Annotated in this window: 24 protein-coding genes; 13 read left to right on the top strand and 11 right to left on the bottom strand. The window is 66.3% G+C overall.

The features are described 5' to 3' along the window. Window positions 1–16: 16 nt before the first annotated feature. From G7Y85_RS01405 to G7Y85_RS01375, 7 genes are all read right to left on the bottom strand, one after another. Complete coding sequence (locus G7Y85_RS01405; RefSeq protein ID WP_166250824.1) at window positions 17–1,006, bottom strand: FAD:protein FMN transferase; 990 nt, start codon at window positions 1,004–1,006, stop codon at window positions 17–19. Between the two features lie 79 nt (window positions 1,007–1,085). After that, window positions 1,086–1,370: an EF-hand domain-containing protein gene (locus G7Y85_RS01400; RefSeq protein ID WP_166250823.1), complete on the bottom strand. Its 285-nt coding sequence runs from the start codon at window positions 1,368–1,370 to the stop codon at window positions 1,086–1,088. Between the two features lie 75 nt (window positions 1,371–1,445). After that, a complete protein-coding gene (locus G7Y85_RS01395) occupies window positions 1,446–2,294 on the bottom strand; it encodes a PepSY-associated TM helix domain-containing protein (RefSeq protein WP_166250822.1) in 849 nt (282 codons plus the stop codon). A 47-nt stretch (window positions 2,295–2,341) separates the two neighbouring features. After that, a complete protein-coding gene (locus tag G7Y85_RS20565; RefSeq protein WP_366514896.1) occupies window positions 2,342–2,986 on the bottom strand; it encodes an FMN-binding protein in 645 nt (214 codons plus the stop codon). A gap of 100 nt (window positions 2,987–3,086) precedes the next feature. Further along, window positions 3,087–3,560: a group I truncated hemoglobin gene (locus G7Y85_RS01385; RefSeq protein WP_166250821.1), complete on the bottom strand. Its 474-nt coding sequence runs from the start codon at window positions 3,558–3,560 to the stop codon at window positions 3,087–3,089. Between the two features lie 30 nt (window positions 3,561–3,590). Beyond that, complete coding sequence (locus G7Y85_RS01380; RefSeq protein ID WP_166250820.1) at window positions 3,591–4,637, bottom strand: DUF3034 family protein; 1,047 nt, start codon at window positions 4,635–4,637, stop codon at window positions 3,591–3,593. Between the two features lie 257 nt (window positions 4,638–4,894). Next, entirely contained in the window at window positions 4,895–5,314 is a 420-nt protein-coding gene (locus tag G7Y85_RS01375; protein WP_166250819.1) for a hypothetical protein, read from the bottom strand. A 202-nt stretch (window positions 5,315–5,516) separates the two neighbouring features. On the opposite strand from G7Y85_RS01375, the gene G7Y85_RS01370 reads away from it, so the two are divergent. The 13 genes from G7Y85_RS01370 (at window position 5,517) to G7Y85_RS01310 (ending at window position 21,575) form a co-directional block, all read left to right on the top strand. Continuing rightward, window positions 5,517–7,022, top strand: a complete 1,506-nt coding sequence (locus G7Y85_RS01370; protein WP_166250818.1) for an OmpA family protein — start codon at window positions 5,517–5,519, stop codon at window positions 7,020–7,022. 361 nt (window positions 7,023–7,383) lie between these two features. Next, window positions 7,384–8,739 (top strand): MFS transporter, encoded by a 1,356-nt coding sequence (locus tag G7Y85_RS01365; RefSeq protein ID WP_174839726.1) that lies wholly within the window; start codon window positions 7,384–7,386, stop codon window positions 8,737–8,739. A gap of 37 nt (window positions 8,740–8,776) precedes the next feature. Further along, window positions 8,777–11,329 (top strand): nitrite reductase large subunit NirB, encoded by a 2,553-nt coding sequence (gene nirB, locus G7Y85_RS01360; RefSeq protein WP_166250817.1) that lies wholly within the window; start codon window positions 8,777–8,779, stop codon window positions 11,327–11,329. Beyond that, window positions 11,329–12,915, top strand: coding sequence for a nitrite reductase small subunit NirD (nirD, locus tag G7Y85_RS01355; RefSeq protein ID WP_166250816.1), 1,587 nt, complete (start codon window positions 11,329–11,331; stop codon window positions 12,913–12,915). The genes nirB and nirD overlap by 1 nt, the downstream gene beginning before the upstream one ends. Before the next feature lie 58 nt (window positions 12,916–12,973). Next, window positions 12,974–15,691 carry a nitrate reductase gene (locus tag G7Y85_RS01350; RefSeq protein WP_166250815.1) on the top strand — a complete coding sequence of 906 codons (2,718 nt, stop codon included), beginning with the start codon at window positions 12,974–12,976 and terminating at the stop codon, window positions 15,689–15,691. Then, window positions 15,688–16,317: a molybdenum cofactor guanylyltransferase MobA gene (mobA, locus tag G7Y85_RS01345; protein WP_166250814.1), complete on the top strand. Its 630-nt coding sequence runs from the start codon at window positions 15,688–15,690 to the stop codon at window positions 16,315–16,317. The genes G7Y85_RS01350 and mobA overlap by 4 nt, the downstream gene beginning before the upstream one ends. Next, window positions 16,293–17,279 (top strand): GTP 3',8-cyclase MoaA, encoded by a 987-nt coding sequence (moaA, locus tag G7Y85_RS01340; protein WP_366514895.1) that lies wholly within the window; start codon window positions 16,293–16,295, stop codon window positions 17,277–17,279. The genes mobA and moaA overlap by 25 nt, the downstream gene beginning before the upstream one ends. A gap of 3 nt (window positions 17,280–17,282) precedes the next feature. Beyond that, the gene (locus G7Y85_RS01335; protein WP_166250813.1) at window positions 17,283–17,534 is read left to right on the top strand and encodes a MoaD/ThiS family protein; all 252 of its coding nucleotides are present in this window, start codon (window positions 17,283–17,285) and stop codon (window positions 17,532–17,534) included. A 167-nt stretch (window positions 17,535–17,701) separates the two neighbouring features. Next, window positions 17,702–17,977 carry a hypothetical protein gene (locus G7Y85_RS01330; protein WP_166250812.1) on the top strand — a complete coding sequence of 92 codons (276 nt, stop codon included), beginning with the start codon at window positions 17,702–17,704 and terminating at the stop codon, window positions 17,975–17,977. 60 nt (window positions 17,978–18,037) lie between these two features. After that, window positions 18,038–18,547 (top strand): molybdenum cofactor biosynthesis protein MoaE, encoded by a 510-nt coding sequence (locus G7Y85_RS01325; protein WP_166250811.1) that lies wholly within the window; start codon window positions 18,038–18,040, stop codon window positions 18,545–18,547. A gap of 23 nt (window positions 18,548–18,570) precedes the next feature. After that, window positions 18,571–19,494 carry a bifunctional molybdenum cofactor biosynthesis protein MoaC/MoaB gene (gene moaCB, locus G7Y85_RS01320; protein WP_166250810.1) on the top strand — a complete coding sequence of 308 codons (924 nt, stop codon included), beginning with the start codon at window positions 18,571–18,573 and terminating at the stop codon, window positions 19,492–19,494. Window positions 19,495–19,510: 16 nt separating this feature from the next. Next, window positions 19,511–20,752, top strand: a complete 1,242-nt coding sequence (locus tag G7Y85_RS01315) for a molybdopterin molybdotransferase MoeA (protein WP_166250809.1) — start codon at window positions 19,511–19,513, stop codon at window positions 20,750–20,752. Between the two features lie 4 nt (window positions 20,753–20,756). After that, window positions 20,757–21,575 carry a TOBE domain-containing protein gene (locus G7Y85_RS01310; RefSeq protein ID WP_166250808.1) on the top strand — a complete coding sequence of 273 codons (819 nt, stop codon included), beginning with the start codon at window positions 20,757–20,759 and terminating at the stop codon, window positions 21,573–21,575. 19 nt (window positions 21,576–21,594) lie between these two features. On the opposite strand, the gene G7Y85_RS01305 is transcribed toward G7Y85_RS01310, so the two are convergent. The 4 genes from G7Y85_RS01305 to G7Y85_RS01290 form a co-directional block, all read right to left on the bottom strand. Beyond that, the gene (locus G7Y85_RS01305; protein WP_166250807.1) at window positions 21,595–22,236 is read right to left on the bottom strand and encodes an ATP-binding cassette domain-containing protein; all 642 of its coding nucleotides are present in this window, start codon (window positions 22,234–22,236) and stop codon (window positions 21,595–21,597) included. Next, entirely contained in the window at window positions 22,223–22,930 is a 708-nt protein-coding gene (modB, locus tag G7Y85_RS01300; protein ID WP_166250806.1) for a molybdate ABC transporter permease subunit, read from the bottom strand. Before modB ends, G7Y85_RS01305 begins: the two co-directional genes overlap by 14 nt. 24 nt (window positions 22,931–22,954) lie before the next feature. Further along, window positions 22,955–23,740 (bottom strand): molybdate ABC transporter substrate-binding protein, encoded by a 786-nt coding sequence (gene modA / locus G7Y85_RS01295; RefSeq protein WP_166250805.1) that lies wholly within the window; start codon window positions 23,738–23,740, stop codon window positions 22,955–22,957. 250 nt (window positions 23,741–23,990) lie between these two features. Then, entirely contained in the window at window positions 23,991–24,230 is a 240-nt protein-coding gene (locus G7Y85_RS01290; RefSeq protein ID WP_166250804.1) for a hypothetical protein, read from the bottom strand. Window positions 24,231–24,262: the final 32 nt, after the last annotated feature.

Below are 24,262 nucleotides of genomic sequence, written 5' to 3'. Positions count from 1 at the left end.
TAAAGGGCAGGGTGAATCAGGCGACCGCGCGCAGGCGCGGCCCGTCTTCGCTGGCGCGCAGGCGTGCGGCCAGGGTTTCGGTCGCCACCAACTCGTCGCGATCGGTCAGCACCAGCACCTGATCGATCTTCATCTTCGCCGCCAGTGCACGCCAGCCGCTCGCACCGGCAACAAACAGGGCACCGCCCGCGGCGTCGGCGACACTGGCATTGCGATGCACGACGGTGAGGCTGCGCAGGCCCTGCGCCGGCCAGCCGCTGCGCGGGTCCAGCAGATGTGAATAGCGTTTGCTGCCGAATTCGAAATAGCGCTGGTCATCGCCGTGCGTGATGATCGCTTCGTCGGTGGCGTCCAGTGTAGCCAGCAGGCGCGGCGTGTGACTGCTGCGCGGATCGCGGATGCCGATCCGCCACGGGCGGTCGTTGCGCTGGCCGCGAACGGCGAGATTGCCGCCGGCGTCGAGGCTGACATTGCGATAGCCGCGTCGCCGCAGGCCGTCGAGCACGTGGTCGACGATATAGCCTTTGGCGATGCCGCCGAAATCCCAGCCGACATTGCGGGCCGGACCGTAGTGCGTGCCCCCGTCGAAATCGGCGGCGCTCTGCAGGGCTGCGAACAGGGTGTCGATCTCGATCGTGCTCGGCGGTTCCTTGCGCGTGCGGGCGACATCGTCAAAGCCCCAGAGTCGGACCAGCGAAGCGATACGCGGTTCGAACAGCCCCCCGCTGGCGCGATGAATGGCCCAGGCCTGTTCGAACAACGGCCGCAGCGAGGCCGGAATTTCGACGCGCATGCCGGCGGAGAGACGCCGGTTGAAGTCCGCGAGCAGGCCATTGCCCCAGGCCCAGGCGTCGCGACCGAACTCCAGCAGTTCGCTCTCGATCTCGCTCAGTACCTGATCGGCGGAAAAACGACCTCGCGGTTCGACGATCAGCGTCGCCGTGACGAAGGTTCCCATCGCCATGAAACGACGCTGCAGCGGTGTCGGTCTGCGTAACCAGCCCATGGGGTTCGGCTTTCCTGGCAATGGCGGCCGGCGCGGAGACGGGAGTGGCGTGGCCACTCCCGTTGCCGGCATTGCAGCCTCATTTCGGCAGGTAGTACTCGTCCGATGTCAGCTGGCCGTCATGATTGGCGTCGCGTGTATCGAAGCGCTTTGCCAGCTGCGATCCGGGGGTGACTTCATCGCGCTGGATGATGCCGTCGCCGTTCTTGTCGACCCACATCTGGTCGGCGGGCGCCGTTGCTTCGGGCGCACCGACGGTGCCCGATCCGGGCGCGTCCATCGAGTGACCCGGCAGCGGCGTCTGCGCAAAGGCGGCGCCACAGAAGGCGAGCGTGCATACCGCGAACAACCGTGACTTATCCATGTCCCATCTCCCATTTCCGTACTGCGTTGATGATGTCTACTGCAAAAAAAATCTCCGCTGTGTGACCGTCCGTGCTCAACGTGAGGTCATGCGCTTGCGGTTCTGGCGGATGCGCCACCACATCCAGATGCCGCTGATCGCGAGGACGATCGCGATGCCGCCGACGATGGTGATCGCCCAGGCTCCGACCGGTCCGAACAGGCGACCGCTGTGCAGATCGATCAGCACCTGCTCGACGATCACGCGCGGCTTCGAATACGGCATCGCCTTGTCGCTCTGTGCCGGCGGCAGGGCTTCGGGTCGCGACCATGCGACCTCGGTTGGTGACACCGGCGACCAGGTATTGCCCTCGTCATGGCTCTGGTAGGCATCGAGATCCTGAACGACAACCGTGTGCGGATCGGTCTTCAGCGTGCCGATGCGGCGCACGGTCGAGATCGGCAGGATCGGCGGCATCAGATTGTCGATGCGCTGTCCGTCCGGCGTGATCAGCACGACGCTGGACGGGCTGGCGATGTACAGCATCGGCATCTGCGGATTGTCGTCCGCGACCATGCCGAGCGGCGCGCTGATCTGCGTCGCCAGCGGCTTGCCGTCGACCAGCGTGTAGTCGTTGGTCGATGCCAGCCAGTGGCCGCCGGCGGCGAAGCCGGATTGTGGCGGCGCCGCATGCAGGCCATACAGGTCCATCAGCCACGGCCAGTCGACACGTGCGGTGTCCAGGCCCAGATCGTTGCTGCGCGTCAGCAGGATGCCGGTGCTGGCCAGCCAGATCAGGAAGGCGAATGCCACCAGGCCGGCGCGCGAGTGCCACTCGCGCAGCACCGCGATGATGTTGCGTTTCGGCTTCGGGGGCTTGGCCGTGGCGCCGCGCTGCAAGGGACGCAGTCGTGGCAGGAAGCGACGCCGGCTGCTCTGTTGCATCGTCACACTCTCGCGCAGGACGGCAGAAGAGGCGGGCGGCATGATGCTCACGCCGTCAGCGAATCGAAGACCAGCGCGGCACGCGCCATGCGCTGCATCATGTTGACCGACAGCGTCGCGCCGGAGATGTTGTCGACATGCTTGTCGAGCCCGCTGCCGGCGGCCCTGGCGCCGATCAGCTGGCGCAGGAACGACGGATCGCCGATCTGTTCGCCGCGCGACTCGCGATAGATCAGCACGCGGGCATGTTCGATCGATGCGTTGGACACGATGAATCCGCAAGTGGTCGGCACGTAGCCTTCCTTGCCGATGTCATCGAAGATCCATGCGCTGCGGCCGGCCGCTTTCCAGTAACGCAGGCGTGCCTGCGGGTACGGATGACCGAGTACGGCACTGATCTGCGACTGCTTGCCGGCATCGAGCATCAACATCGATGGCGGCGGTGCGGCAGCCGGTGCGAAGGCTTCGGTGATGAAGGCTTCGGGTGTCTGGAAGGTTTTCGACAGCTCGACGTCGTCCTGCGCATTGGCCTTGCGGGCCACGACCGCGATCAGTGGCAGTGCGAGCAGGCCACGCAGCAGGGAACGGCGTTCGGGGGAGCCGAGCGTATCGCCCGGGACAAGATGAATGCTGGAAGGAGAGACGCGATTGCTGCCTGCGTCGTTGCGGGAATCTGCTTTATTAATTGTCACGACGAATCCTGCAAGGAAATGGAACCGCTGCCGCACCGTTGTGCGCCTGTATCGATCGGCCAGCACCGATACAGGCGCACTCCGGAGGAAAGACAGCGTCTTACTTGGTGACGATCACGCGGGTGAACGGGGCGAGCGCAGCGATCAGATCATTGCAGGCGTAGTACTTGATCTCGTTGCGTTCGCAGGCGTTGTAGGCCGCTTCGACGACCGCGTTGAACTGCGTCATCGTGATCCCGAGGTCGGCATGCGCCGCGCTCATGCTCGCGCCCTGGTAGTTGTTGGGACCACCAAGGACCATCTGCTCCAGCTGCGTGTTGAGTGCGATCTGGCGATCGACGTTGCCGAACTCCTTGAAAATGTAGTTGATGCGGTTGTCGAGCATGATGTAGTAGAACAGCGACTCGACCCAGTTGTGGACACCGTAGGCGCCGCCGAAATCGGCGACGGCGCTGCTCGGAATGCCCATGATCGGCTTGGTCTTCGATTCGCCAGCGAACGCCGGTTGCGCGGCGGCGGCAACCAGCAGCGTGACGCCGGTGGCCAGAGCGAGAGAAATCTTGCTGCGTTTCATTGAAAGTCTCCTTGATCCTGTAGTGATGGATCAGAACGTCAGGTGCGTCGCGAAGTAGAAGCCGTTCTGGGCCGGGGCCACCGCGATGTTGCCGAACATCAGATAGGCCACGACGAACGAGATGTGCTTGTTCGGGGCGTAGGCCATGAACAGGTCGTACCAGTCGCCTTCCTTCTTCTGCGTCAGCGCGCCGGACAGACCGCCGAGCCCGGCGGAACCGAGCAGACCGGTCAGACCCGAGAGGTCGAGGCCCGCGACATTGACGCTGCGACCGTCAAGATTGCTGCCGTGCTGCTGCCACTCGCCGCCGATCGCCGTGTTCTTGGCCACCAGATGCGCGATCGACACTTCGGCGCGAACCTTGCGCTTGTTGTGGCAATCGGTCTGCGATCCGCCGTTGCAATAGCCGAAGCCGGTCAGGCCGTCTTCGTTGGCGCTCGTGTAACGAGCCGTGACGTTGACCAGGGTGCTGATCGGGAACAGGACCTTGGTCGCCGCCACGTAGATTTCATAGTCCTTGGTCTTGTCCGCACCCAGGGTATGAATCAGCGCGACATTGCGGTTGTCCTTGTAGAGGCCGCCGACTGCCACCTGCGGAATCCAGCTGTCGGACGTGTACACCGCATCGCCGAACAGACGGACCTTGACGCCGTAGGTCTGCATGCCGAGCGTGGAGTTCCACGCATCGGTACCGACATCGAGCCCGGCCGCATCGGCCACCAGCGCGACCGTCTGCAGGTTCGGCAGGTTCAGCGACAGGCGGCTGTCGACATAGGACAGCTCGACGCGATCGAACAGTCCGACGTTGACGCCGTAGAACGAGACCTGAAGGGCAGGAAGGTTGACATAGGTAAAGCCGGCGCTGCCGTTGATGCCGTCACGGGTTTCGTAGCCGCTGATGGTTGCCCACGGCACGGCGCCGCCGCCACCCGCACCGTCAACCGTGAACACACCGCCCGTCAGCAGAACCTTGCCGTCGTTGTAGATACCGGCCCAGGCGCTACTGCTCACCAGTCCGGCTGCGAGAATCGCCGCGCACTGCAGGGTACGCAAGCCGCTCTTATGTAACCGTTTCATCTGCCCCAACTCCTTTTGACCTGAATGGAATGCAACAAAACCCCGAAAGAGAAGTCCGCACCTCACGGTGCGTGTCCTGATGAGGCGCACCCCGGACATCGGCCCAAAAAAAACGTCCACGCGAATGGCTGAAATCAGCCAGCTGCGTGGACGTCGGTGTCCGTGGTTTTGGATTCGAGCGGCTTTGCCCGACTCCCTTGACGCGTCCGTGCACTAATCCTTGGTGCACGAAATTACTGGAGCAAAGCCTGTGCCAACTATGCGGCGTTGCAACAGGTGAAGCTCGAGTCGCGCTCGTCGATCACTTCGGCATCGCCACGCAAGATGCATGCGCATGCGCAGCCGGATCGCAGGTCCCACAAGGGTTTGCCGGGTATGCGCAGACGCACGACGCACGCGCGAAAAAGCCGGCGTGATGATGTGCGCGAGTGCGGCGTCGGAATCAGCCGATCGACAGGCCTGTCGATATCGCGAGGAGCGTGGCGGTGATCCATGTTGGCGCGCCAGCATGTTCCATTGCCGTGAACGGTGAGCGCAAAACGTGCACGCCCGGAGGCATGAACGACCTTGGCGGTGCAGCGCGACGAATCGGCGTCTCGCTTCAAGTACTCCTTATTAAGGCGTGAAATTGTTCGAGGACAGACACGGGCCTTCATCCTCGACATGACCTTGATCATGTCGATGGCACACGCCTTGCTCACCAACTCGTGGCAATATCGCGTTTGTCGGCACGATAGCCGGCAGGACAACGAAGTCCGCGCAACTCCGATGGGAGGGGCGTGGATTTTTTTTTGTGCGCAAGACAGGTCGCGCGCCGGGGCTGCCGGTGCCGGCTGATCGATGCGTGCTGATCTTGATCAAGGCAACAAGGGGATTTGCATGAAGAGTGCAGGAAGCGTTTTTCGTCTGGCGCTGATTCCGCTGGTGGCGGCCTCGGCATTCACCAGTCGCGTCGCCCACGCCGACAGCTGGCTAGACGATACCTACATCGCGCCGATGGCCTCGTATTCGCTCGCCGATGACGACCGTCACACCAAGGACGGCCTCGGCGGCACGCTGGCAGCGGGCTGGAAGCTGTCGAACCGCCTCGAGTTCGAAGCGCTCGGCACTTATCTCAAGTACAAGGGCAAGGGCAACTATCCCTGCGGCCTTCTGAATCTGTCGCGCTGCGATTACGGCAGCGACACCCTGTCGGGCGGCGGCTTCGGCGGCAACATGTTCCTGGCCGAGACGGTCTTCGGCGGTCCCTTCATTCATGCGGACGTGATGAAGACGTCCTCGTCCTACTATCACGCGGGTCTCGGCTGGGATCTGCCGCTGAGCGACAACGGTTTCGCGATTCGCGCCGAAGCCCTGCTGCAGGCGAAGTCGGATTGGGACATCAAGGAGCCGGTGTTCAACCTCGGCATCCGCATCCCGCTCGGTCAGCATCGCGAGCCGGTGGTTCATGAAATTCCCGAGCCGGTGAAGGTCGTGCCGCCGGTCGCGCCGCCGCCGCCGCCTCCACCGCCGCCGCCGCCGTGCACGATGAGCGGCGAAAACGGCGCAGTCGATTTCAGCGGCTGCAAGACCGGCGACACCGTGGTGTTGCGTGGCGTGAACTTCGAATTCGACAAGTCGAACCTGACGGTCAACGCCAAGACGCTGCTCGACCAGGTGGTCGACGCCCTGAACAAGCGTCCCGACATCAAGGTCGAGATCGACGGCCATACCGACAGCAAGGGATCGGACGCCTACAACCTCAAGTTGTCCGACCGGCGTGCCGCGTCCGTGATGTCCTATCTGAAGAGCAAGGGCATCGCTGCCGACCGGATGACCGAGAAGGGCTTCGGTGAAAGCATGCCGATTGCCGACAACGCGACCGACGAGGGCCGCGAGCTCAACCGTCGCGTCGAGCTGAAGGTCACCGAAGCCGCGGCAGGCGCGGTCACGGTGGAGCAGGAAGGACGTGCGGCGCAGACCTACGATGCCCCGCCGGCCGCGCCGGCAGCCGAACCCGCGGCACCTGCACCGGCCACCGACGCCGCACCGGCACCCGAGGCTGCACCGGCACCGGTGGCCCCGGCTGCCGCCGAACCGATGGCGATGCCGGCGGCACCGGCCCCTGCCGATTCCGGAACGGCGCCGGCTGCGACAGGCGGCGGCACGACCGTGTCGATCCAGAACTTCGCGTTCGGTCCGGCGACGCTCACCGTGCCGGTCGGCACGACGGTGACCTTCGTCAACAACGATGGTTCGACCCATATCGTGCACTTCGCGGACGGTGCCGACAGCGGCCGTCTGGGTCTGGGTGCGACCTGGACGCGGACCTTCGCTGCGGCGGGCGAGTACCCGTACGTGTGCACGATCCATCCGATGATGACTGGCAAGATCGTCGTGAAGTAAGACGGTCGGTCGTGCCCCGGGAGCCCGCCGATCCGATCGGCGGGCTCTTGTCGTTCGAGCATGCTTGCACCGAAAGTTCGCCGCATCTGCACCATGCGCGAACCTGACGCCTCGCCTCGGTGCGTTGTCGCGGCATTGGTTCATTCAAACGTCACAAATCGGTGCCGCGAAGCAGAGCCGATCCGCCCGATTGCAGCAGGCTTGCGCCGATATCGCGCGATCGAGTGTCCGGGATCGACGCGCTTGGCATGCGCTTTGCAGTTTCACTCTGGCCTGCTGCAGATCGATGTCGATCGGGTACAGGCATTTTCGCGGTCAACGACGCCCGCTTTCACGACGTTCATTCTCGTCTGGAGCTCGCATGTCGAAGGCTACCGCCATCAACCTGTTCAGTCTGCGCACCCCGCAGATGCGCGCGTTTCACCTCAGCTGGCTCGCGTTCTTCATCTGTTTCTTCGCCTGGTTCGCCGTTGCACCGCTGATGCCGGTGATCAAGGGCGAGTTCGGTCTCAGCAAGGATCAGCTCGCCAACATCGTGATCGCCGCCGTCAGCGTCACGATCTTCGGCCGCATCCTGATCGGTCCGCTGTGCGACAAATACGGCCCCCGCATCGTCTACACCTGCCTGCTCGGTTTCGGCGCCGTGCCGGTGATCGGCATTGGCCTGGTTCACGGTTACGCCGCGTTTCTGGTGTTGCGTCTGGCGATCGGCGTGATCGGTGCGAGCTTCGTCATCACGCAGTACCACACCTCGGTGATGTTCGCGCCGAATGTCGTCGGTACCGCCAACGCCGCGACCGCGGGCTGGGGCAATGCCGGTGGCGGCGTCACCCAGACGCTGATGCCGATCATCCTGACGGCGATCCTCGGTTTCGGCGTCGGCAACGCGCTGGGCTGGCGCATCGCGATGCTGGTGCCCGGCATCGCCATGCTGATCGTCGCCTGGCTGTACTGGAAGTACACGCAGGACTGCCCGGAAGGCAATTACAAGGATCTGCGCGCCAAGGGCGTTGAAATCGAAAGCGGCAAGAACGGCGGCTGGGCGGTGTTCAAGGCGGCGTCGACGAACTACCGCGTGTGGATGCTGTTCGTCACCTACGGCTGCTGCTTCGGCATCGAGCTGTTCGTGCACGGCGTTGCAGCCAGTTACTACGTCGACAAGTTCCACCTCGACATCGAACAGGCCGGACTCGCGGCCGGCAGCTTCGGCCTGCTGGCGCTGTTCGCGCGTGCCGTCGGCGGCATCGTCTCCGATCGTGTCGCACGCATAAGGGGGCTCGATGCGCGCACCCTGCTGCTGTTCGTGCTGATGCTCGGCGAAGGCATCGGCCTGCTGTGGTTCTCGACCACGCAGACCGTGACGATGGCGGTGATCGCGATGATCTCGTTTGGCCTGTGCACGCACATGGCCTGCGGATCGACCTACGCGCTGGTGCCCTTCATCGATCGCAAGTCGCTGGGTGGTGTGGCCGGCATCATCGGTGCCGGCGGCAATGTCGGCGCGGTCGCTGCCGGCTTCGTGCTCAAGGGCACCGGCGACGTGCAGCAGACCTTCGCCTACCTCGGCAGCTTCGTCGTGGTTGCCTCGCTGTGTGCGATCGCCGTGCGCTTCAGCGCCGAGCACAAGTCGCGCGAGGAAGCCCTCTATCAGCAGGCCATGGAACAGCGTCGCAATGCGGCCGGCATGCAGCCGGACGCGATGCCGGAAGCCGGCTGAGCGGCGCCGCGATTCTTTACCGATAAAAATTAAAACGATGAATAACCGAAAAGTTGTCGTGGTCGGCCATGGCATGGTCGGGCACAAGCTGGTCGAGGCACTGGCCGATCGTGTCGATCTGCAGCTGAGCGTGATTTGCGAAGAGCCGCGTGCGGCCTACGACCGCGTCCATCTGACCGAATTCTTCTCCGGCAGGACCGCCGAGGATCTGGCGCTCGCCCGGCCGGACTTCGCGGATGCCTACGGCATCGGTCTGCAGCTCAACACGCGGGCAACCGCGATCGACCGTGAGGCCAGGACCGTGACGACCGCGGCCGGCGAAATCGTGCCGTACGATCAGCTCGTGCTGGCGACCGGTTCGTTTCCGTTCGTGCCGCCGATTCCCGGCAAGGATCGTCCGAACTGCTTCGTCTATCGCACGATCGAGGATCTCGAAGCGATGCGCGCGGCCGCAGAAGGCGGTGCCAAGGTCGGTGTCGTCGTCGGTGGCGGCCTGCTAGGTCTGGAGGCGGCCAAGGCGCTCAAGGATCTGGGCCTGACCACGCATGTCGTCGAATTCGCACCGCGCCTGATGGCGGTGCAGGTCGATGAAGGCGGCGGCCGCCTGCTGCGGCGCAAGATCGAAGCGCTCGGCGTCAGCGTGCACACGCAGAAGAGTACGACCGAAATCGTCGACGGCGACCGCGCGCGGCACAAGATGAAATTCGCCGACGGCAGCGAGCTGGAAGCCGACATGATCGTGTTCTCGGCCGGCATCCGTCCGCGCGACGATCTGGCGCGCGGCGCCGGTCTGGCGGTCGGCGAGCGCGGCGGCATCGTCGTCGACGACAGCTGCCGTACCTCCGATCCGGACATCTTCGCGATCGGTGAATGCGCGCTGTGGAACGGCCGCATCTACGGGCTGGTCGCACCGGGCTACGAAATGGCGCGGGTTGCGGCCGATCACATTGCCGGCGATGCGACGCTGCAGTTCAAGGGCGCCGACATGAGCACCAAGCTGAAGCTCATGGGCGTCGATGTCGCATCGATCGGCGACGCGCACGCCGCCTCGCCGGGCGCACTCGCCTATCTGTTCAGCGACGAGTTGCGCGAGGTCTACAAGAAGCTGGTGGTGTCCGCCGATCGCAGGCAACTGCTGGGTGCGGTGCTGGTCGGCGATGCCAGCGAGTACGGCGATCTGCTGCAGATGATGCTGAACGGCATCGCGCTGCCCGAGCAGCCGGAAGCGCTGATCCTGCCGCTGGCCGGCGGCGGGGCTGTCGTGTCGAGCGGCAGCGGTGTCGACGCGCTGCCGCCGGCCGCACAGATCTGTTCCTGCAACAACGTCTCCAAACAGGTTTTGTGCGAGTCGATCGCCGCCGGTTGCACGACGCTCGCCGCCCTGAAGAAAGGCACCAAGGCGGCGACCAGCTGCGGAGGTTGTGCGCCGCTGGTGACGCAGGTGCTGAAGGCCGAGCTCAAGCGTCAGGGCGTCACCGTCAACAATCACCTCTGCGAGCATTTCCCGTATTCGCGGCAGGAGCTGTATCACCTGGTGCGGGTCGGCAAGCTGGAAAGCTTCGAGCAGGTGCTGCACAAACACGGACGCGGCCTCGGTTGCGACATCTGCAAGCCGACCGTCGCGTCGGTGCTGGCCAGCTGCTGGAACGCGTTCGTGCTGCAGAAGGAGCATGCCAGCCTGCAGGATTCGAACGACTACTACCTCGCCAACATCCAGAAGAACGGCACGTATTCGGTCGTGCCGCGCGTGCCGGGTGGCGAGATCACCGCCGACAAGCTGATCGCGATCGGCACGGTCGCGAAGAAGTACGGTCTCTACACCAAGATCACCGGCGGCCAGCGCATCGACCTGTTCGGCGCGGAAGTCCATCAACTGCCGGCGATCTGGAAAGAGCTGATCGACGCCGGTTTCGAGTCCGGCCATGCCTACGGCAAGGCGTTGCGCACGGTGAAGTCCTGCGTCGGCAGCACCTGGTGCCGCTACGGCGTGCAGGATTCGGTCGGTCTGGCGATCGACCTCGAGAACCGCTACAAGGGCCTGCGCTCGCCGCACAAGATCAAGTTCGCGGTGTCCGGGTGCACGCGCGAATGTGCCGAGGCGCAGGGCAAGGACGTCGGCGTCATCGCCACCGAGAAGGGCTGGAACCTCTACGTCTGCGGCAACGGCGGCATGAAGCCGCGGCATGCCGAGCTGCTGGCGTCGGATCTCGACACCGAAACCCTGTATCGCTACATCGACCGCTTCCTGATGTTCTATGTCCGCACCGCCGATCGCCTGCAGCGCACCAGCGTCTGGCGCGACAATCTCGAAGGCGGTCTCGACTACCTCAAGGAAGTCATCATTGACGACAGCCTCGGTCTCGGCGCCGAACTCGAAGCGGAGATGGCACTGATCGTCTCGACCTATCAGGACGAGTGGAACACCGCGATCAACGATCCGCAGACGCTCAAGCGCTTCCGCACCTTCGTCAACAGCGAATCGGGTGACGACAACGTGGTGTTCGTCGAGGAGCGCGGCCAGATCCGTCCGGCACGTGACGAGGAGCGCTCGACGTTCAAGCGGATTCCGGTCGTTGCGGAGGAAGCGTGATGAACACGCCTGTCACCTGGCGGCCGATCTGCGCACTGGACGAGATCGTGCCGGACACCGGCGTCGCCGCGCTGCTCGACGGCCGGCAGATCGCGGTGTTCCGCATGCGTGCCGACGATCGCGTGTACGCGATCGCCAACCGCGATCCGTTCTCCGGCGCCAACGTGCTGGCGCGCGGTCTGGTCGGCGATCTGCAGGGCGAGCGGGTCGTCGCGTCGCCGATCTACAAGCAGCATTTCAGCCTCGCGACCGGCCGCTGTCTGGAAGATCCGGAACGCAACATCGACGCTTATCCGGCGCGCGTTTCGGACGGCATGGTCTGGGTCGATGCGCAGCCACTGCGCACCTATCTGCCGGGTGCGCGGCCGCGCCTGGACAAAGCGCGGCTGGTCGTGGTCGGCAACGGCATGGCCGGCATGCGGGTCGTCGAGGAGCTGCTCGATGCCGCGCCCGATCTCTACCAGATCGAGGTGTTCGGCGCGGAGACGCACGGCAACTACAATCGCATCCTGCTGTCGCCGGTGCTCGCCGGCGAGAAGCGCAGCGCCGACATCATGCTGCATCCGCCGGCCTGGTACGCGGAACGCGGCATCGTCTTCCACGCCGGCGATCCGGCGGTCGCGATCAATCGCACCAGGCGTATCGTGCGTTCGAAGTCCGGGCTCGAAACCGGCTATGACCGCCTGCTGCTGGCAACCGGCTCGAACCCCGTGGTGCTGCCGCTGCCGGGCCGCGAGCTGGCCGGCGTCACCACCTTCCGCGATCTCGACGACGTCGACGCGATGATTGCCGCGTCGGCGCAACGCGGTCAGGCGGTCGTGATCGGCGGCGGCCTGCTCGGTCTGGAGGCGGCGCATGGTCTGGCCAGGCGCGGCATGCAGGTGACGGTCGTGCATCTGATGGACCGGCTGATGGAACGTCAGCTCGACGCACCGGCCGCGGCGCTGCTCAAGCAGAAGCTCGAAAGCCGCGGCATGACCGTGCACCTGAACGCTCAGACCGAGGCAATTCTCGGCGAGGACCGCGTCAGCGGCATCCGCCTCAAGGACGGCACGATCATCGATGCCAGCCTGGTGGTGATGGCGGTCGGCATCCGCCCGAACGTCGAACTCGCGCAGGCTTGTGGCCTGCGCTGCGACCGCGGCGTGCTGGTCGACGACACGATGCAGACCTTCGATCCGCGCATCTATGCCGTCGGCGAATGCGTACAGCATCGCGGACGCACTTATGGACTCGTTGATCCGCTATGGGGACAGGCACACGTCTGCGCGACGCAGCTGGCCGAGCGCGGGCACACCCGCTATCGCGGCTCGCTGCTGGCGACGCAGCTGAAGGTCGCCGGTATCGAGGTGTTCTCGGCCGGCGAGTTCGATGCGTCGGACGGCAGCGACGATCTGGTCATGCACGATGCGCAGCGTGGGATCTACAAGCGTCTGGTGATTCGCGACAACCGCGTGCTGGGCGCGGTGCTGTACGGCGATGCCCGCGATGGCGCCTGGTACTTCGAACTGATCAGCGAGAAGCGCGACATCGGCGCGATCCGAAACCGGCTGTTGTTCGGCCGGGAATTCGCGCTGCGCAACTGAGCGCGGCGATGATCCGACCCGCCGCCGTCCGCGCCGGTCTGTCCCGCGGGGCCGTGGCATGAGCGCGGCTTCGCTGCAGTCCGTTGCGGCAGCCGGCGGCCTCGCCACGACCTGTCCGTATTGCGGCGTCGGTTGCGGCGTACGGGTCGATACCAGGAAGCTCACGGTCAGCGGCGATGTACAGCATCCTGCCAATGGCGGGCGCCTGTGCGTGAAAGGCAGTGCGCTCGGTGAAACCCTGGGCCTCGACGGCCGCCTGCTGCGGCCGCAGCGCCGCGTCGCCGAAAGCGGCCCGGAACGCTGGCAGGCGCTGGCCTGGGACGATGCGCTGTCCGAAATCGCGACACGCTTCGCACGGACGATCGCGCGCCACGGTCCGGAGAGCGTCGCGTTCTATGTTTCCGGTCAGCTGCTGACCGAGGACTACTACGTCGCCAACAAGTTGATGAAGGGCTATCTCGGCTCGGCCAACATCGACACCAACTCGCGCCTGTGCATGTCCTCGGCGGTGGCCGGACACAAGCGCGCATTCGGCGAAGACCTGGTGCCCGGCTGCTACGAGGATTTCGAGCTTGCCGATCTGGTCGTGCTGGTCGGCTCCAATACGGCCTGGTGCCATCCGGTGCTGTATCAACGCATCGTCGCCGAAAAGGAACGCCGCCCAGAGCTGCGCGTCGTCGTCGTCGATCCGCGCCGCACGCCGACCTGCGACATCGCCGATCTGCATCTGCCGCTGGCGCCGGGCAGCGATGTGCCGCTGTTCAATGGTCTGCTGGCCTGGCTGGCCACGCATGGCGCGGCCGATCGCGACTTCATCGCGGCACACACGCGCGACGCCGATGCCGCGCTCGCCGCGGCCGCGGAAACGGCGGGTGATCTCGATGCGCTGGCGGTCAGCTGCGGCCTGCAGCGCGACAGGCTGGAAACGTTCTTCAACCTGTTCGCTGCGACCGACAAGGTCGTGACGCTGTTCTCGCAGGGCGTCAACCAGTCGGGGCAGGGCACCGACAAGGTCAACGCGATCATCAACTGTCATCTGTACACGGGCCGGATCGGCAAGCCCGGCATGGGGCCGTTTTCGATGACTGGCCAGCCCAATGCCATGGGCGGTCGCGAGGTCGGCGGCCTGTCCAACACGCTTGCCGCACATCTGGAACTTGGCGATCCGCGGCAGCGGGCGCTCGTGCAGCGTTTCTGGAACAGTCCGACCGTTGCCGAGACGCCGGGTCCGAAGGCGGTCGATCTGTTCGAGGCCGTGCACGACGGCCGGATCAAGGCGCTGTGGATCATGGCCACCAATCCGGTGGTCAGCCTGCCGGACGCCGATCGCGTGCGTGAAGCCCTGCGACGCTGCGACTTCGTGGTCGTGTCCGATGTCGTCGCGTCGACCGATACCGCACAACTTGCGCATCTCTTGCTGCCGGCGCTGTCCTGGGGCGAAAAGGACGGCACGGTGACCAATTCCGAACGCGTGATCTCGCGGCAACGCGCCTTTCGCGCGGCACCGGGCGAGGCGCGGCCGGACTGGTGGGCACTCGCGGAAGTCGGCCGGCGGCTGGGCCACGAGCAGGCATTCGACTACGCCGGACCGCAGCAGATCTTCGACGAGCACGCGCGCCTGTCGGCGTTCGAGAACGGCGGCGAGCGCGTCTTCAATCTTGCCGGCCTCGCCGGCATGTCGGACTCCGAATACGATGCCCTGGCGCCGATCCGCTGGCCGGTACCGGCCCCGGGTATCGGCAGCGAGCGCCTGTTCGGCGACGGACGTTTTCCGACCGAAGACGGTCGCGCGATGTTCGTGCCGGTCACGCCGGTCGCACCGGCGCATCCGCTCAGCGAGCAATTCCCGTTCATCCTCAACACGGGACGCATTCGCGACCAGTGGCACACGATGACGCGCACCGGCGTGGCGCCGACACTGGGCGCCCATCTGCCGGAGCCGTATGTCGACCTGCACGCTGCCGACGTGCTGGCCTGCGGTCTGCGTGAAGGCGGTCTGGCGCGGGTCACCTCGCGCTGGGGCACGCTGGTTGCGCGCGTACGCTGCAGCGGCGAGATGCGCCGTGGCCAGGTGTTCGTGCCGATTCACTGGAACGACCAGTTCGCCTCCGATGCGCGTGTCGGCGCACTGGTCAACCCGGTCGTCGATCCGGTGTCCGGCGAGCCGGAGTTCAAGCACACGCCGGTGCGCGTCGACGAATTCCGCGCCGAGTGGCAGGGCGTGCTCTACGCGCGTGGCGAAGTCGATCTTCAGCCTTTCGCGTGGTGGGCCAAGGTGCAGGCGCCGGACGTGCAGCGGTACGAGTTCTCCGGTCGCGGCAAGCTCGACGATCGCAGCGCCTGGGCCCGCAGCGTGCTCAGGCTCGGCGTGTCGGCTGGCGACTGGATCGAGTATCGTGACGATGCCAGCGGCATCTACCACGCCGCGCATTTTCGGGATGGACGCTTGCAGGCTTGCCTCTATGTCGCACCGCCGGACCTGCTGCCCGCACGCGGCTGGCTTGCGGAGTTGTTCGGCCGCGCGCGCCTGACCGAACGCGATCGCGTCGGCCTGCTGGCCGGCGCTCCGCTCGGCCCCGTGCAGGACAGTGGTCCGCTGGTCTGCTCCTGCTTTCGCGTCGGCCGCAACACGATCGTCCAGGCGATCCGCGAGCGCGACCTGAAGTCGCCGAAGGATGTCACCGCTTGCCTGCGCGCGGGCGGCAACTGCGGTTCCTGCCTGCCGGAAATCCGCGGTCTGCTGGCCGAGTGTGCGCTGGTCGAGGCCGCGCCTTGAATGCAGCGGCAGGCGCCGCGCGTGCGGACATCGAAGGCGTCATCCTGGCCGGCGGCCGCGGTCTGCGGATGCTGGGGGCCGACAAGGGCCTGAGCCTGCTGCACGGAACCCCGCTGGTCCGCCATGTGCTGCAGGCGCTGCGGCCGCAGGTCGCCAGCTGCATGATCAGTGCGAATCGCAATCACGAGGCCTATGCGCAATTCGACGCGCCCCTGGTCAGCGACGCCTGGCCGGACTTTCGCGGGCCGCTGGCGGGCATCCACGCCGCCACGCGGCTCGTCACGCACGACTGGCTGCTCGCGGCGCCCTGCGATACACCCGGCCTGCCGGGCGATCTGGCCGCCCGACTGTGGTGTGCCGCGCGTACCGCCGGGGCCGATGCCGCCTACGCCGTGATCGCCGGCGAACCGCTGTATCCGCTGTGCCTGCTGCATCGCCGCCGCTTCGCCGCCTTGCAGGATGCGCTGGAGCACGGACAATATGCCGTCGGGCGCTGGCTGGCGGCTCAGGGCGCGGTCGCGGTCGCGATCGACAACTGGCCCGGGCCGCTGCTCAATCTCAACACGCCGGAACGCCTCGCCGACGCGCATACTGCCGAATCGTGGAAGCCAAACTCTCCAACCTGATCGACCAGCACGGACGCCGCAAGCGCAAGCTGCGGATTTCGCTGACCGATCGCTGCAATTTCCGCTGCCGCTACTGCATGCCGGAACATCCGCAGTGGCTGCCGAAGGCGCAGGTGCTGACGATCGAGGAGATCGCGCAGCTGGCGCGCGTGATGGTGCTCGACGGCATCACCCATATCCGCCTGACCGGTGGCGAGCCGCTGCTGCGCCGCGGCCTGCTGGAATGCGTGGCGGCGCTCGATGCTCTGCGCCCGCTCGGTCTGCAGCGCATTTCGATGACCAGCAATGCTTCGCTGCTGGCACCGCAGGCGCAGGCCCTGAAGGCGGCCGGGCTCGATGATCTCAACATCAGTCTCGACAGTGTCGAGCCGGCCACGTTCCGCCACATGACCGGTCGTGAACTCGCGCCGGTGATCGACGGCATCGAGGCAGCGCAGGCGGCCGGTCTGCCGATCAAGCTCAATGCCGTGCTGTTGCGCGAGGACAATGGCGAACAGATCGTGCCGCTCGTCGAATGGTCGCGTGCGCGCGGCCTGCCGCTGCGCTTCATCGAATACATGCCGCTCGATGCACCGGGCCGCTGGCAGCGTGAGCAGGTCGTCAGTGAAGCGGAAATCCTCGATGCGCTGCGTGAGCGCTTCGCGGTCGAAGCGCTGCCGCGCAGCCACGATCCGGCAACGCGCTACCGGCTCGACGGCGGCTACGAGATTGGCGTGATCTCGACAGTCAGCAATCCGTTCTGCGCGAGCTGCGATCGTCTGCGCATCACCGCCACCGGCGAGCTCTACACCTGCCTGTTTGCGGAACGCGGGCTGCCCTTGCGCGAACGCCTGCGCGCCGGTGTGACCGACGAAGATCTGCTCGATGCGATCCGCGATGCCGTCTGGCACAAGGATCGCGGCTACGCCGCGCGCCAGGGACCGGTCGAACGTCCGCTGACCATGCACGCCATCGGCGGCTGAGAGATGGCATTGACGCTCACCTTCGAATTCCATGGCCAGCTGCTGCGCCTCGGCGGTGCATCGGAACAGCGCTTGCCAATGTCGGCGCCCTTGACGCTGGACGCGGCATTGCAGGCGCTGGCCGAGTTGCGTCCGGAACTGGCGCCGGTATTGGCGCGCTGCGCCTGCGCGATCGGCGATCGTCTGATCCTGCGCCGCGAGCTGCTGCAGGCCGACACCCGCATCGCGCTGCTGCCGCCGGTAGCGGGTGGTTGAACTGGCGCGCTGGCGACGCCCGGCGCCGTCTGCCAGCCACGATCCGCCGCGAAGGCGGGCGCACCCGGATCGCGCGCCGAGCCGTCCCGCGCAGCCGCGTGGCATCGCAGCCCGGACCGTGCAGCGGACGCCCGATCCGATGGAGTCGACGCCTGCGAAGCGCCGCGGTGCGCATCGCCCTGATGCTGGTGCTTTGCGGCAGCGGACTGTTGCTGATCGCGGTCCACTTCGGTCTGCTGCCGTGGCCGGCGCCGCGATCCTGTCGGGCGCTGATTTGCGATCCGGTGTGCTGTCAGCTGCTGCCGGTCGGCGTGGGCTTTGTCGTGCCGGGTCTGCGTGTGCCGCGGGCGGTCCGTCGTGCGCGGATGCGCGGACTGATGCCGCCGGGCGCCTTCGCCGCATTGCCGGGCGGCGCCGCCGGCCTGTTGTCACTTCCATCGTGATGCCGGCAGCGCGGCGCATCCGCGTATCATGACGGCCGTCGAATCCGCAGTGATCACAACATGATTTCATCCGACGATCCGAAGCGCATCCAGGACCAGCCGCTGGCGCTGGAGCCGCTGCTGGCCTGGCATGCCTTTCCCGAATGCGGCGGACTGGCGATGTTCGCCGGCACCGTGCGCGATCATCACGACGACAAGACGGTGCTCAGCCTGAGCTACACCGCATACGCTCCGCTCGCCGAGAAGCAGATCCGCGACATCGAGCACGCGGTATCGGCCAGGCACGGCGCGCCCTACGTGCGCGTGCTGCACCGGGTCGGGGCGCTGGCGATCGGCGAGGTCGCGATCTACTGCGTGGCGCGGGCACCGCACCGGGCCGAAGCGTTCGCGGCGTGCAAGGAGGCGGTCGATCGCGTCAAGCACGAGGTGCCGATCTGGAAGGAAGAGTTCTACGCCGACGGCAGCAGCGCCTTTGTCGAAGGCTGCTGCATCGCGCCGGATATCGACGACGGCGCGCCGGCAGCCGCTGATCATCATCACCGCCATCACCATCATCACGCGCACGACTGATTCGCTGCGCCGACGGACACGACATGAAAGACGTGGGAATGAAGCCGGAGTCCTTGCGCCGCGCGCGTGCATCGGCCGAATTGCTGGCGCCGGCGCATTGCATCGCGCGACTGCGCAGCGGTGACACCGAGAAGGGCGACCCGCTGAAGACGGCCCGCGTCGCCGGCATCCTCGCGGCCAAGCGCACCGACGAGCTCATCCCGCTCTGCCACCCGCTGCCGATCTACCAGGCCGATGTGCTGTTCGAGCTTGCCGAGGATCGCGTCCGGATCATCGCCAAGGTCGAGACCATCGCGCCGACCGGTGTCGAAATGGAAGCGCTGACCGCGGCCAGCATCGCGGCCCTGACGATTTACGACATGCTCAAGCCGTACTGCGAGCCGGCCGAGTTGTGCATTCGCGAATGCCGGCTCGACGAGAAGCGTGGCGGCAAGTCGCAGTACAGGCGCCGGCTGCCGGCACCGGTGGCGGCAGCCGTGCTGGTGCTGTCCGACACCGTCGCGGCCGGTCGCAAGCCCGACACCGCCGGTCGCGCCGTCGAGGGTGAGCTGCAGGCCGCCGGCTTCGCGCCGATTCACTACGCGGTGCTGCCGGACGAACCGCAGGCCCTGCTTGACGCGGTCAACGAGCTGCGCAAGCAGCATGCCCTGATCGCCACGGTCGGCGGCACCGGCATCGGCAGGCGCGACATCACCGTCGATACGCTGAAGCCCTTGATCACGCGCGAGCTGCCGGGCCTGATGGAAGCGGCACGCGCCTTCGGCCAGCGGCGCACGCCGTATGCGGCGATGTCGCGCGGCGTCGCCGGGTTTGCCGGCGACACCCTGCTGGTGACCTTGCCGGGCAGCCGCGGCGGCGCATCGGAATCGCTGGCGGCGATCCTGCCGTCGCTGATTCACGTCTTCGAAGTCTGTCGCGACCTGCCGCATCCGGGTGGCTATCAATGACGGTGGTCGCGATCGCATGAGCGCTCACGACTGCGCACACGGCGTGCTGTTGCCGCTCGACGCGGCGCTGGCGTGTTACGCACGCGAAGTGCGCAGCCTGCCGGCGCAGCGCCTGCCGGTGGCCGACGCCTTGCAGCACGTACTGGCAGCGCCGGTCTCGGCGGCAGTCGATCTGCCGATGTTCACGCAAAGCGCGGTCGACGGTTACGCCCTGCGTTCCGCCGATCTGGCCACGGCCGGCAAGCCGGCACCGTTGCGCTTGCCGCTCGCCGGCGAAGTGCGGGCCGGGGTGGCACCGGACGCGCCGCTGCCGGCCGGGCATGCCATGCGCATTTTCACCGGTGGCCGGCTACCGGCCGGTGCCGACACCGTGGCCCGTCAGGAGATCGTCGAGCGTGATGGCGAATATGCGCTGCTGCGTCATGCCCTGGCGGCAGGCGTCGATGTCCGCATGCGGGGCGAGGAACTGCGTGCCGGCAGCCCGCTGGCGCAGGCCGGCCAGCGTCTGCATGCCGGATTGATTGCGGCACTGGCGATGGCCGGCGTCGCCGAAGTCGAGGTCGCGCGCATGCCGCGGGTGCGGGTGCTGGTGACCGGCGACGAAGTGACGCAGGGCACGCCCGGCGAAGCCGGCGTGTTCGATGCGAACGGGCCTTTGCTGCGCAGCTGGTTTCTCGAGCGCGGCTATCCGGCGCCGCAGATCGATTACGTGATCGACGATCGCGCCCGCTTGCGTGACGCGGTCGACGACGCGCTGCGCAACTGCGACCTGTTGCTGACCACGGGCGGGGTGTCGGTCGGCGATCACGATCTGGTGCGGCCGGTCGCGGCAGAGCTCGGTGTGCGCGAGGTGTTCTGGCAGGTCGCGCAGAAGCCGGGCAAGCCCCTGTATTTCGGCGTGCGCGACCATGATGAGGCGCGGCCGCTGATGCTCGGTTTGCCGGGCAATCCGGGCGCGGTGCTGATCGGCCTGCACGTGCACGTCGCGGCGGTGCTGGCACACCTGCAGAACGCCGCCGAAGCAGCACCGGCCTGGCGCACCGGTCGGCTGGCCGCCGCCGTGCGCGCCGACGCCCGCGAGCAGCTCTTGCGCATGAGCGTGCGCATCGATGGCGATGGCCGGATCTGGCTCGAGCGTCTGGACCGTCAGGACTCGCACATGCTCAGCAATCTGGCCAGTGCCGGCGCGCTCGTGCGGATTCCGGCGGCTGCGGCGCTCGACGCGCACGCCGTCGTGCAGTGGCTGGCCTTGCCCTGAGCACATGGCCGCCCGGCGCAAATCGCCGCTGAAGCTCGAAGCCGATCTCGGCTTCACGCTGCGCTCGGGTCTGAGCGCCAACGCATCGCGCGTCGCGCTGCTCGAACAGATTGGCGCGACCGGCTCGATCACCGCCGCCGCCAAGGCGGTCGGTCTCAGCTACAAGGCCGCCTGGGACGCCGTCGCGGCGATGAACAATCTTGCCGATCGCCCGCTGATCGAAGGCAGCGTCGGCGGCAAGCACGGTGGCGGCACGCGATTGACTGAACGTGGCGTCGATCTGGTGCAGAGCTTTCGCGCCCTCGAGGCCGAGCATCGGCGCTTTCTCGATTCCCTGAACGAAGCACATGCGCGCGCCGGCGACGACCTGCGCGTGCTCGGGAGATTGGCGATGCAGACCAGTGCCAGAAACCAGTTCGCCGGCCGTGTCACGCGCGTGACGCGCGGCGCCATCAACGACGAGATCGAACTGACGTTGTCGGGCGGCGAGTTGCTGGTGGCAACCGTGACCCACACCAGCAGCGAGTCGCTGGGCTTGCGCAAGGGCGCCGACGCAATCGCCCTGATCAAGGCGTCGGCGATCATCGTCGCGATCGACGACGGAACGCCGCTGCGCGTGTCCGCGCGCAATCAGTTGCGCGGCACGGTTTCGGCGCTGCGACCCGGCGCCGTCAACAGCGAAATCGCCATCAGCCTGCAGGGCGGCAATGTCGTCACCGCGATCATCACCAATGCCAGCGCCGAGGCGCTCGGCCTGCGCGAGGGCAGTCCCGCGGTCGCCCTGTTCAAGGCGTCGAGCGTGATCCTCGCAGTGACCGCCTAGCAAAAAGCGCGGTGTCGGCTCAGACCGCCGGCAGCATGCCGGCCTCCATCTCGACGATTTCGCCATCGAGCGCGACGATTTCCTCGCGCGCGTGCGTGACGTAGAGCATGGGAATACGGGTTTCGTCGCGGATGCGCCTGAGAAACGGCAGGATCTGTTCCTTGAGCCGGCGATCGAGTGCCGACAGCGGTTCGTCGAGCAGCAACAGGCGCGGCGAATAGAGCAGGGCGCGGCCCAGGGCGACACGCTGGCGTTCGCCGCCGGACAACTGTCCGGGGCGGCGTTCGAGCAATGGACCGATCTCCAGCAGATCGAGCACGGTTTGCAGATCGAAGCGCTGCTGCGCCGGCGCGAGATGCTTCTGTCCGTAGACCAGGTTCGCGCGCACGCTGAGATGCGGAAACAGCTGGCCGTCCTGGAAGACCAGGCCGAAATGGCGATGATGCGCCGGCACGAACACGCGCGTCCGGCTGTCGAACAGCGTCCGCTCGCCGAAGCTGATCGTGCCGCGCGCCGGCTTCAGCAGGCCGGCGACATGCGCGAGCAAGGTGCTCTTGCCGGCGCCGGACGGTCCGCAGATGCCGGTCACCGGCGCGGTGATCGCACATCGGGCACGCAGCGTGAATGCGTCGCGCGTGAATTCGAAATCAAGCTTGAGCACGCAGCCGGTATCCGAGTTTGCGTTGGCTGCGCCGGGTCAGCACGTGGTTGAGCAGCATCGCGGCGAAGGCGAGCACGATCGACAGGATGGCCAGGCGCGCTGCGGCCGCTTCACCGCCCGGCTGATGCAGGGCCGAGTAGATCGCCAGCGGCACCGTGCGCGTCTCGCCGGGAATGTTGCCGACGAAGGCCATCGTCGCACCGAATTCCCCGAGCGCACGGGAGAAGCAGAGGATGGCCCCGGCCACCATGCCGGGAATCGCCAGCGGCAGACTCACGCTCGCGAACACTCGCCAGGGACTCGCGCCCAGTGTCGCCGCCGCCTGTTCCAGACGCTGGTCGATCATCTGGAACGCCAGGCGCACCGGTTGCACCATCAGCGGAAACGCCATCGTCGCCGACGCCAGTACCGCGCCCTTCCAGTTGAATGCGAGTTGCAGGCCGAACTGCTGATGCAAAAAGCCGCCGATCAGTCCGCGATTGCCGAACACGATCAGCAGCAGATAGCCGGGCACCACCGGCGGCAGCACCATCGGCAATTGCACGAAGGCCTCGATCAGCAGCTTGCCGCGGAACTCGTGGCGCGCGAGCAGCCAAGCAACCGCGACACCCGCCGGCAGACAGACCAGCATGCAGCACAGGGCGATCTTGGCCGACAGCCACAGCGCCGTCAGTTCGTCCGCGCTCAGATGCATGAGTATTGGCTGTAGCCGGGAAGTTCAGCGATCGAGCAGGGTGAAACCGTAGTGCGCGAAGACGGCGCGCGCCGTCGGCGTCCGAAGATAGCGCAGGAAGTCCCGGGCATCGCCCGATTCGCCGTCGAGCAGCGCCGCGGGGTAGATGATCGGCGTATGGGAGTCCTCGGGGAAGCGGCCGACGATCTCGACCTTGTCGCTGATCTGCGCATCGCTGCTGTAGACGATGCCCGCCGCGCACTCGCCGCGTTCGACGAAGGCCAGCGCAGCACGCACGTCATCGGCGCCGACGACGCGGTCCTGCAGCGCAGGCCACCAGCCGAGATGCGTCAGGGCCTCCTTGCCGTAGATGCCGGCCGGAACCACTTCCGGATCACCCATGCACAGGCGTCCCTGGAATGCGTCGGCCGGTTTGAAGCCGGTATCGAAACGCAGCGCGAACGATTCGCCCTTCGGCGCAATCATCACCAGCGCATTGCCGAGCAGGTCGTGTGGCACGTCGGCCGCGACGCGTTTGCGCTGGACCAGATAGTCCATCCACTTGCGATCGGCCGAAATGAAGATCGACGCAGGCGCACCGGCGTCGATCTGCTTGGCAAGCGTCGACGAGGAGGCGAATACCGGCTTGACCTCGACGCCGGGGTGCGCGCGGGAATAGTCGTCGGCAAGTTCACCGACGGCGTCGGTCAGACTCGCGGCGGCATAGACATGGATTTCGCCGGCACGGGCAGCGGTAGTGCCGAGCAGCAGCGCCAGCGCGAACGTGCAGGCCAGCCGCGGCGCAGTCTTGGAGAGCGGGGAGTTGATCATCGTTATGTAGCGTTCTACATAACGATTGCGCTGTCAATGCCGGAATGCCTCGTCTTGAGCGGAAGCTTCAGCGATGCGGGTCGCATGGCGAAAGCGGAATCCGGAAGCGCGTACGGACCCGGAGCGAGAGCGGCTTGCCTGCGGCGATCTGTCGACGCTCGGGCTTCTCGCCTGATGACATTCAAGCCTGGCTTGCGGCGAATGCCGCGCCCCGGCAGCGACCGCATCCTTGCCGGTGGCTGGCGCCGTATCAGAGCCAGCTGTGGACGATGCCGAACAGGACGCCGTGATGATAGGCCGTGATCGTCGCGAGGAATCCGACGACGCCGGACGGAATCAGCCAGTCATGCCAGTCGTGGCGTTGCGCCACCGCGAGTTCGCGGCGCCGCGCCTGCGCGTAGCGGGTGTCGACGGCCATTTTCACGCTGCGACCGCCACGGCGGGAGCTGCCGGTCTTGCTGCGCTTGCTTGCGGTTCTTGTCGGGCTCATATACTGTTCACTCGCTCAGGACTGTGCAATTG

It is taken from the genome of Solimonas terrae, assembly GCF_011067135.1.
Lineage (GTDB): Bacteria > Pseudomonadota > Gammaproteobacteria > Nevskiales > Nevskiaceae > Solimonas > Solimonas terrae.
The sequence above is the reverse complement of the archived record's forward strand: the minus strand, read 5'-3'. Positions and strand labels throughout refer to the sequence as shown.

What these genes read in the sequence shown, in the direction of transcription:
- G7Y85_RS01405 (WP_166250824.1), bottom strand. Translation starts at nt 1,006, where the DNA reads ATGGGCTGGTTACGCAGACCGACACCGCTGCAGCGTCGTTTCATGGCG.
- G7Y85_RS01400 (WP_166250823.1), bottom strand. Translation starts at nt 1,370, where the DNA reads ATGGATAAGTCACGGTTGTTCGCGGTATGCACGCTCGCCTTCTGTGGC.
- G7Y85_RS01395 (WP_166250822.1), bottom strand. Translation starts at nt 2,294, where the DNA reads ATGCAACAGAGCAGCCGGCGTCGCTTCCTGCCACGACTGCGTCCCTTG.
- G7Y85_RS01385 (WP_166250821.1), bottom strand. Translation starts at nt 3,560, where the DNA reads ATGAAACGCAGCAAGATTTCTCTCGCTCTGGCCACCGGCGTCACGCTG.
- G7Y85_RS01380 (WP_166250820.1), bottom strand. Translation starts at nt 4,637, where the DNA reads ATGAAACGGTTACATAAGAGCGGCTTGCGTACCCTGCAGTGCGCGGCG.
- G7Y85_RS01375 (WP_166250819.1), bottom strand. Translation starts at nt 5,314, where the DNA reads ATGATCAAGGTCATGTCGAGGATGAAGGCCCGTGTCTGTCCTCGAACA.
- G7Y85_RS01370 (WP_166250818.1), top strand. Translation starts at nt 5,517, where the DNA reads ATGAAGAGTGCAGGAAGCGTTTTTCGTCTGGCGCTGATTCCGCTGGTG.
- G7Y85_RS01365 (WP_174839726.1), top strand. Translation starts at nt 7,384, where the DNA reads ATGTCGAAGGCTACCGCCATCAACCTGTTCAGTCTGCGCACCCCGCAG.
- nirB (WP_166250817.1), top strand. Translation starts at nt 8,777, where the DNA reads ATGAATAACCGAAAAGTTGTCGTGGTCGGCCATGGCATGGTCGGGCAC.
- nirD (WP_166250816.1), top strand. Translation starts at nt 11,329, where the DNA reads ATGAACACGCCTGTCACCTGGCGGCCGATCTGCGCACTGGACGAGATC.
- G7Y85_RS01350 (WP_166250815.1), top strand. Translation starts at nt 12,974, where the DNA reads ATGAGCGCGGCTTCGCTGCAGTCCGTTGCGGCAGCCGGCGGCCTCGCC.
- G7Y85_RS01335 (WP_166250813.1), top strand. Translation starts at nt 17,283, where the DNA reads ATGGCATTGACGCTCACCTTCGAATTCCATGGCCAGCTGCTGCGCCTC.
- G7Y85_RS01325 (WP_166250811.1), top strand. Translation starts at nt 18,038, where the DNA reads ATGATTTCATCCGACGATCCGAAGCGCATCCAGGACCAGCCGCTGGCG.
- moaCB (WP_166250810.1), top strand. Translation starts at nt 18,571, where the DNA reads ATGAAAGACGTGGGAATGAAGCCGGAGTCCTTGCGCCGCGCGCGTGCA.
- G7Y85_RS01315 (WP_166250809.1), top strand. Translation starts at nt 19,511, where the DNA reads ATGAGCGCTCACGACTGCGCACACGGCGTGCTGTTGCCGCTCGACGCG.
- G7Y85_RS01310 (WP_166250808.1), top strand. Translation starts at nt 20,757, where the DNA reads ATGGCCGCCCGGCGCAAATCGCCGCTGAAGCTCGAAGCCGATCTCGGC.
- modB (WP_166250806.1), bottom strand. Translation starts at nt 22,930, where the DNA reads ATGCATCTGAGCGCGGACGAACTGACGGCGCTGTGGCTGTCGGCCAAG.
- modA (WP_166250805.1), bottom strand. Translation starts at nt 23,740, where the DNA reads ATGATCAACTCCCCGCTCTCCAAGACTGCGCCGCGGCTGGCCTGCACG.
- G7Y85_RS01290 (WP_166250804.1), bottom strand. Translation starts at nt 24,230, where the DNA reads ATGAGCCCGACAAGAACCGCAAGCAAGCGCAGCAAGACCGGCAGCTCC.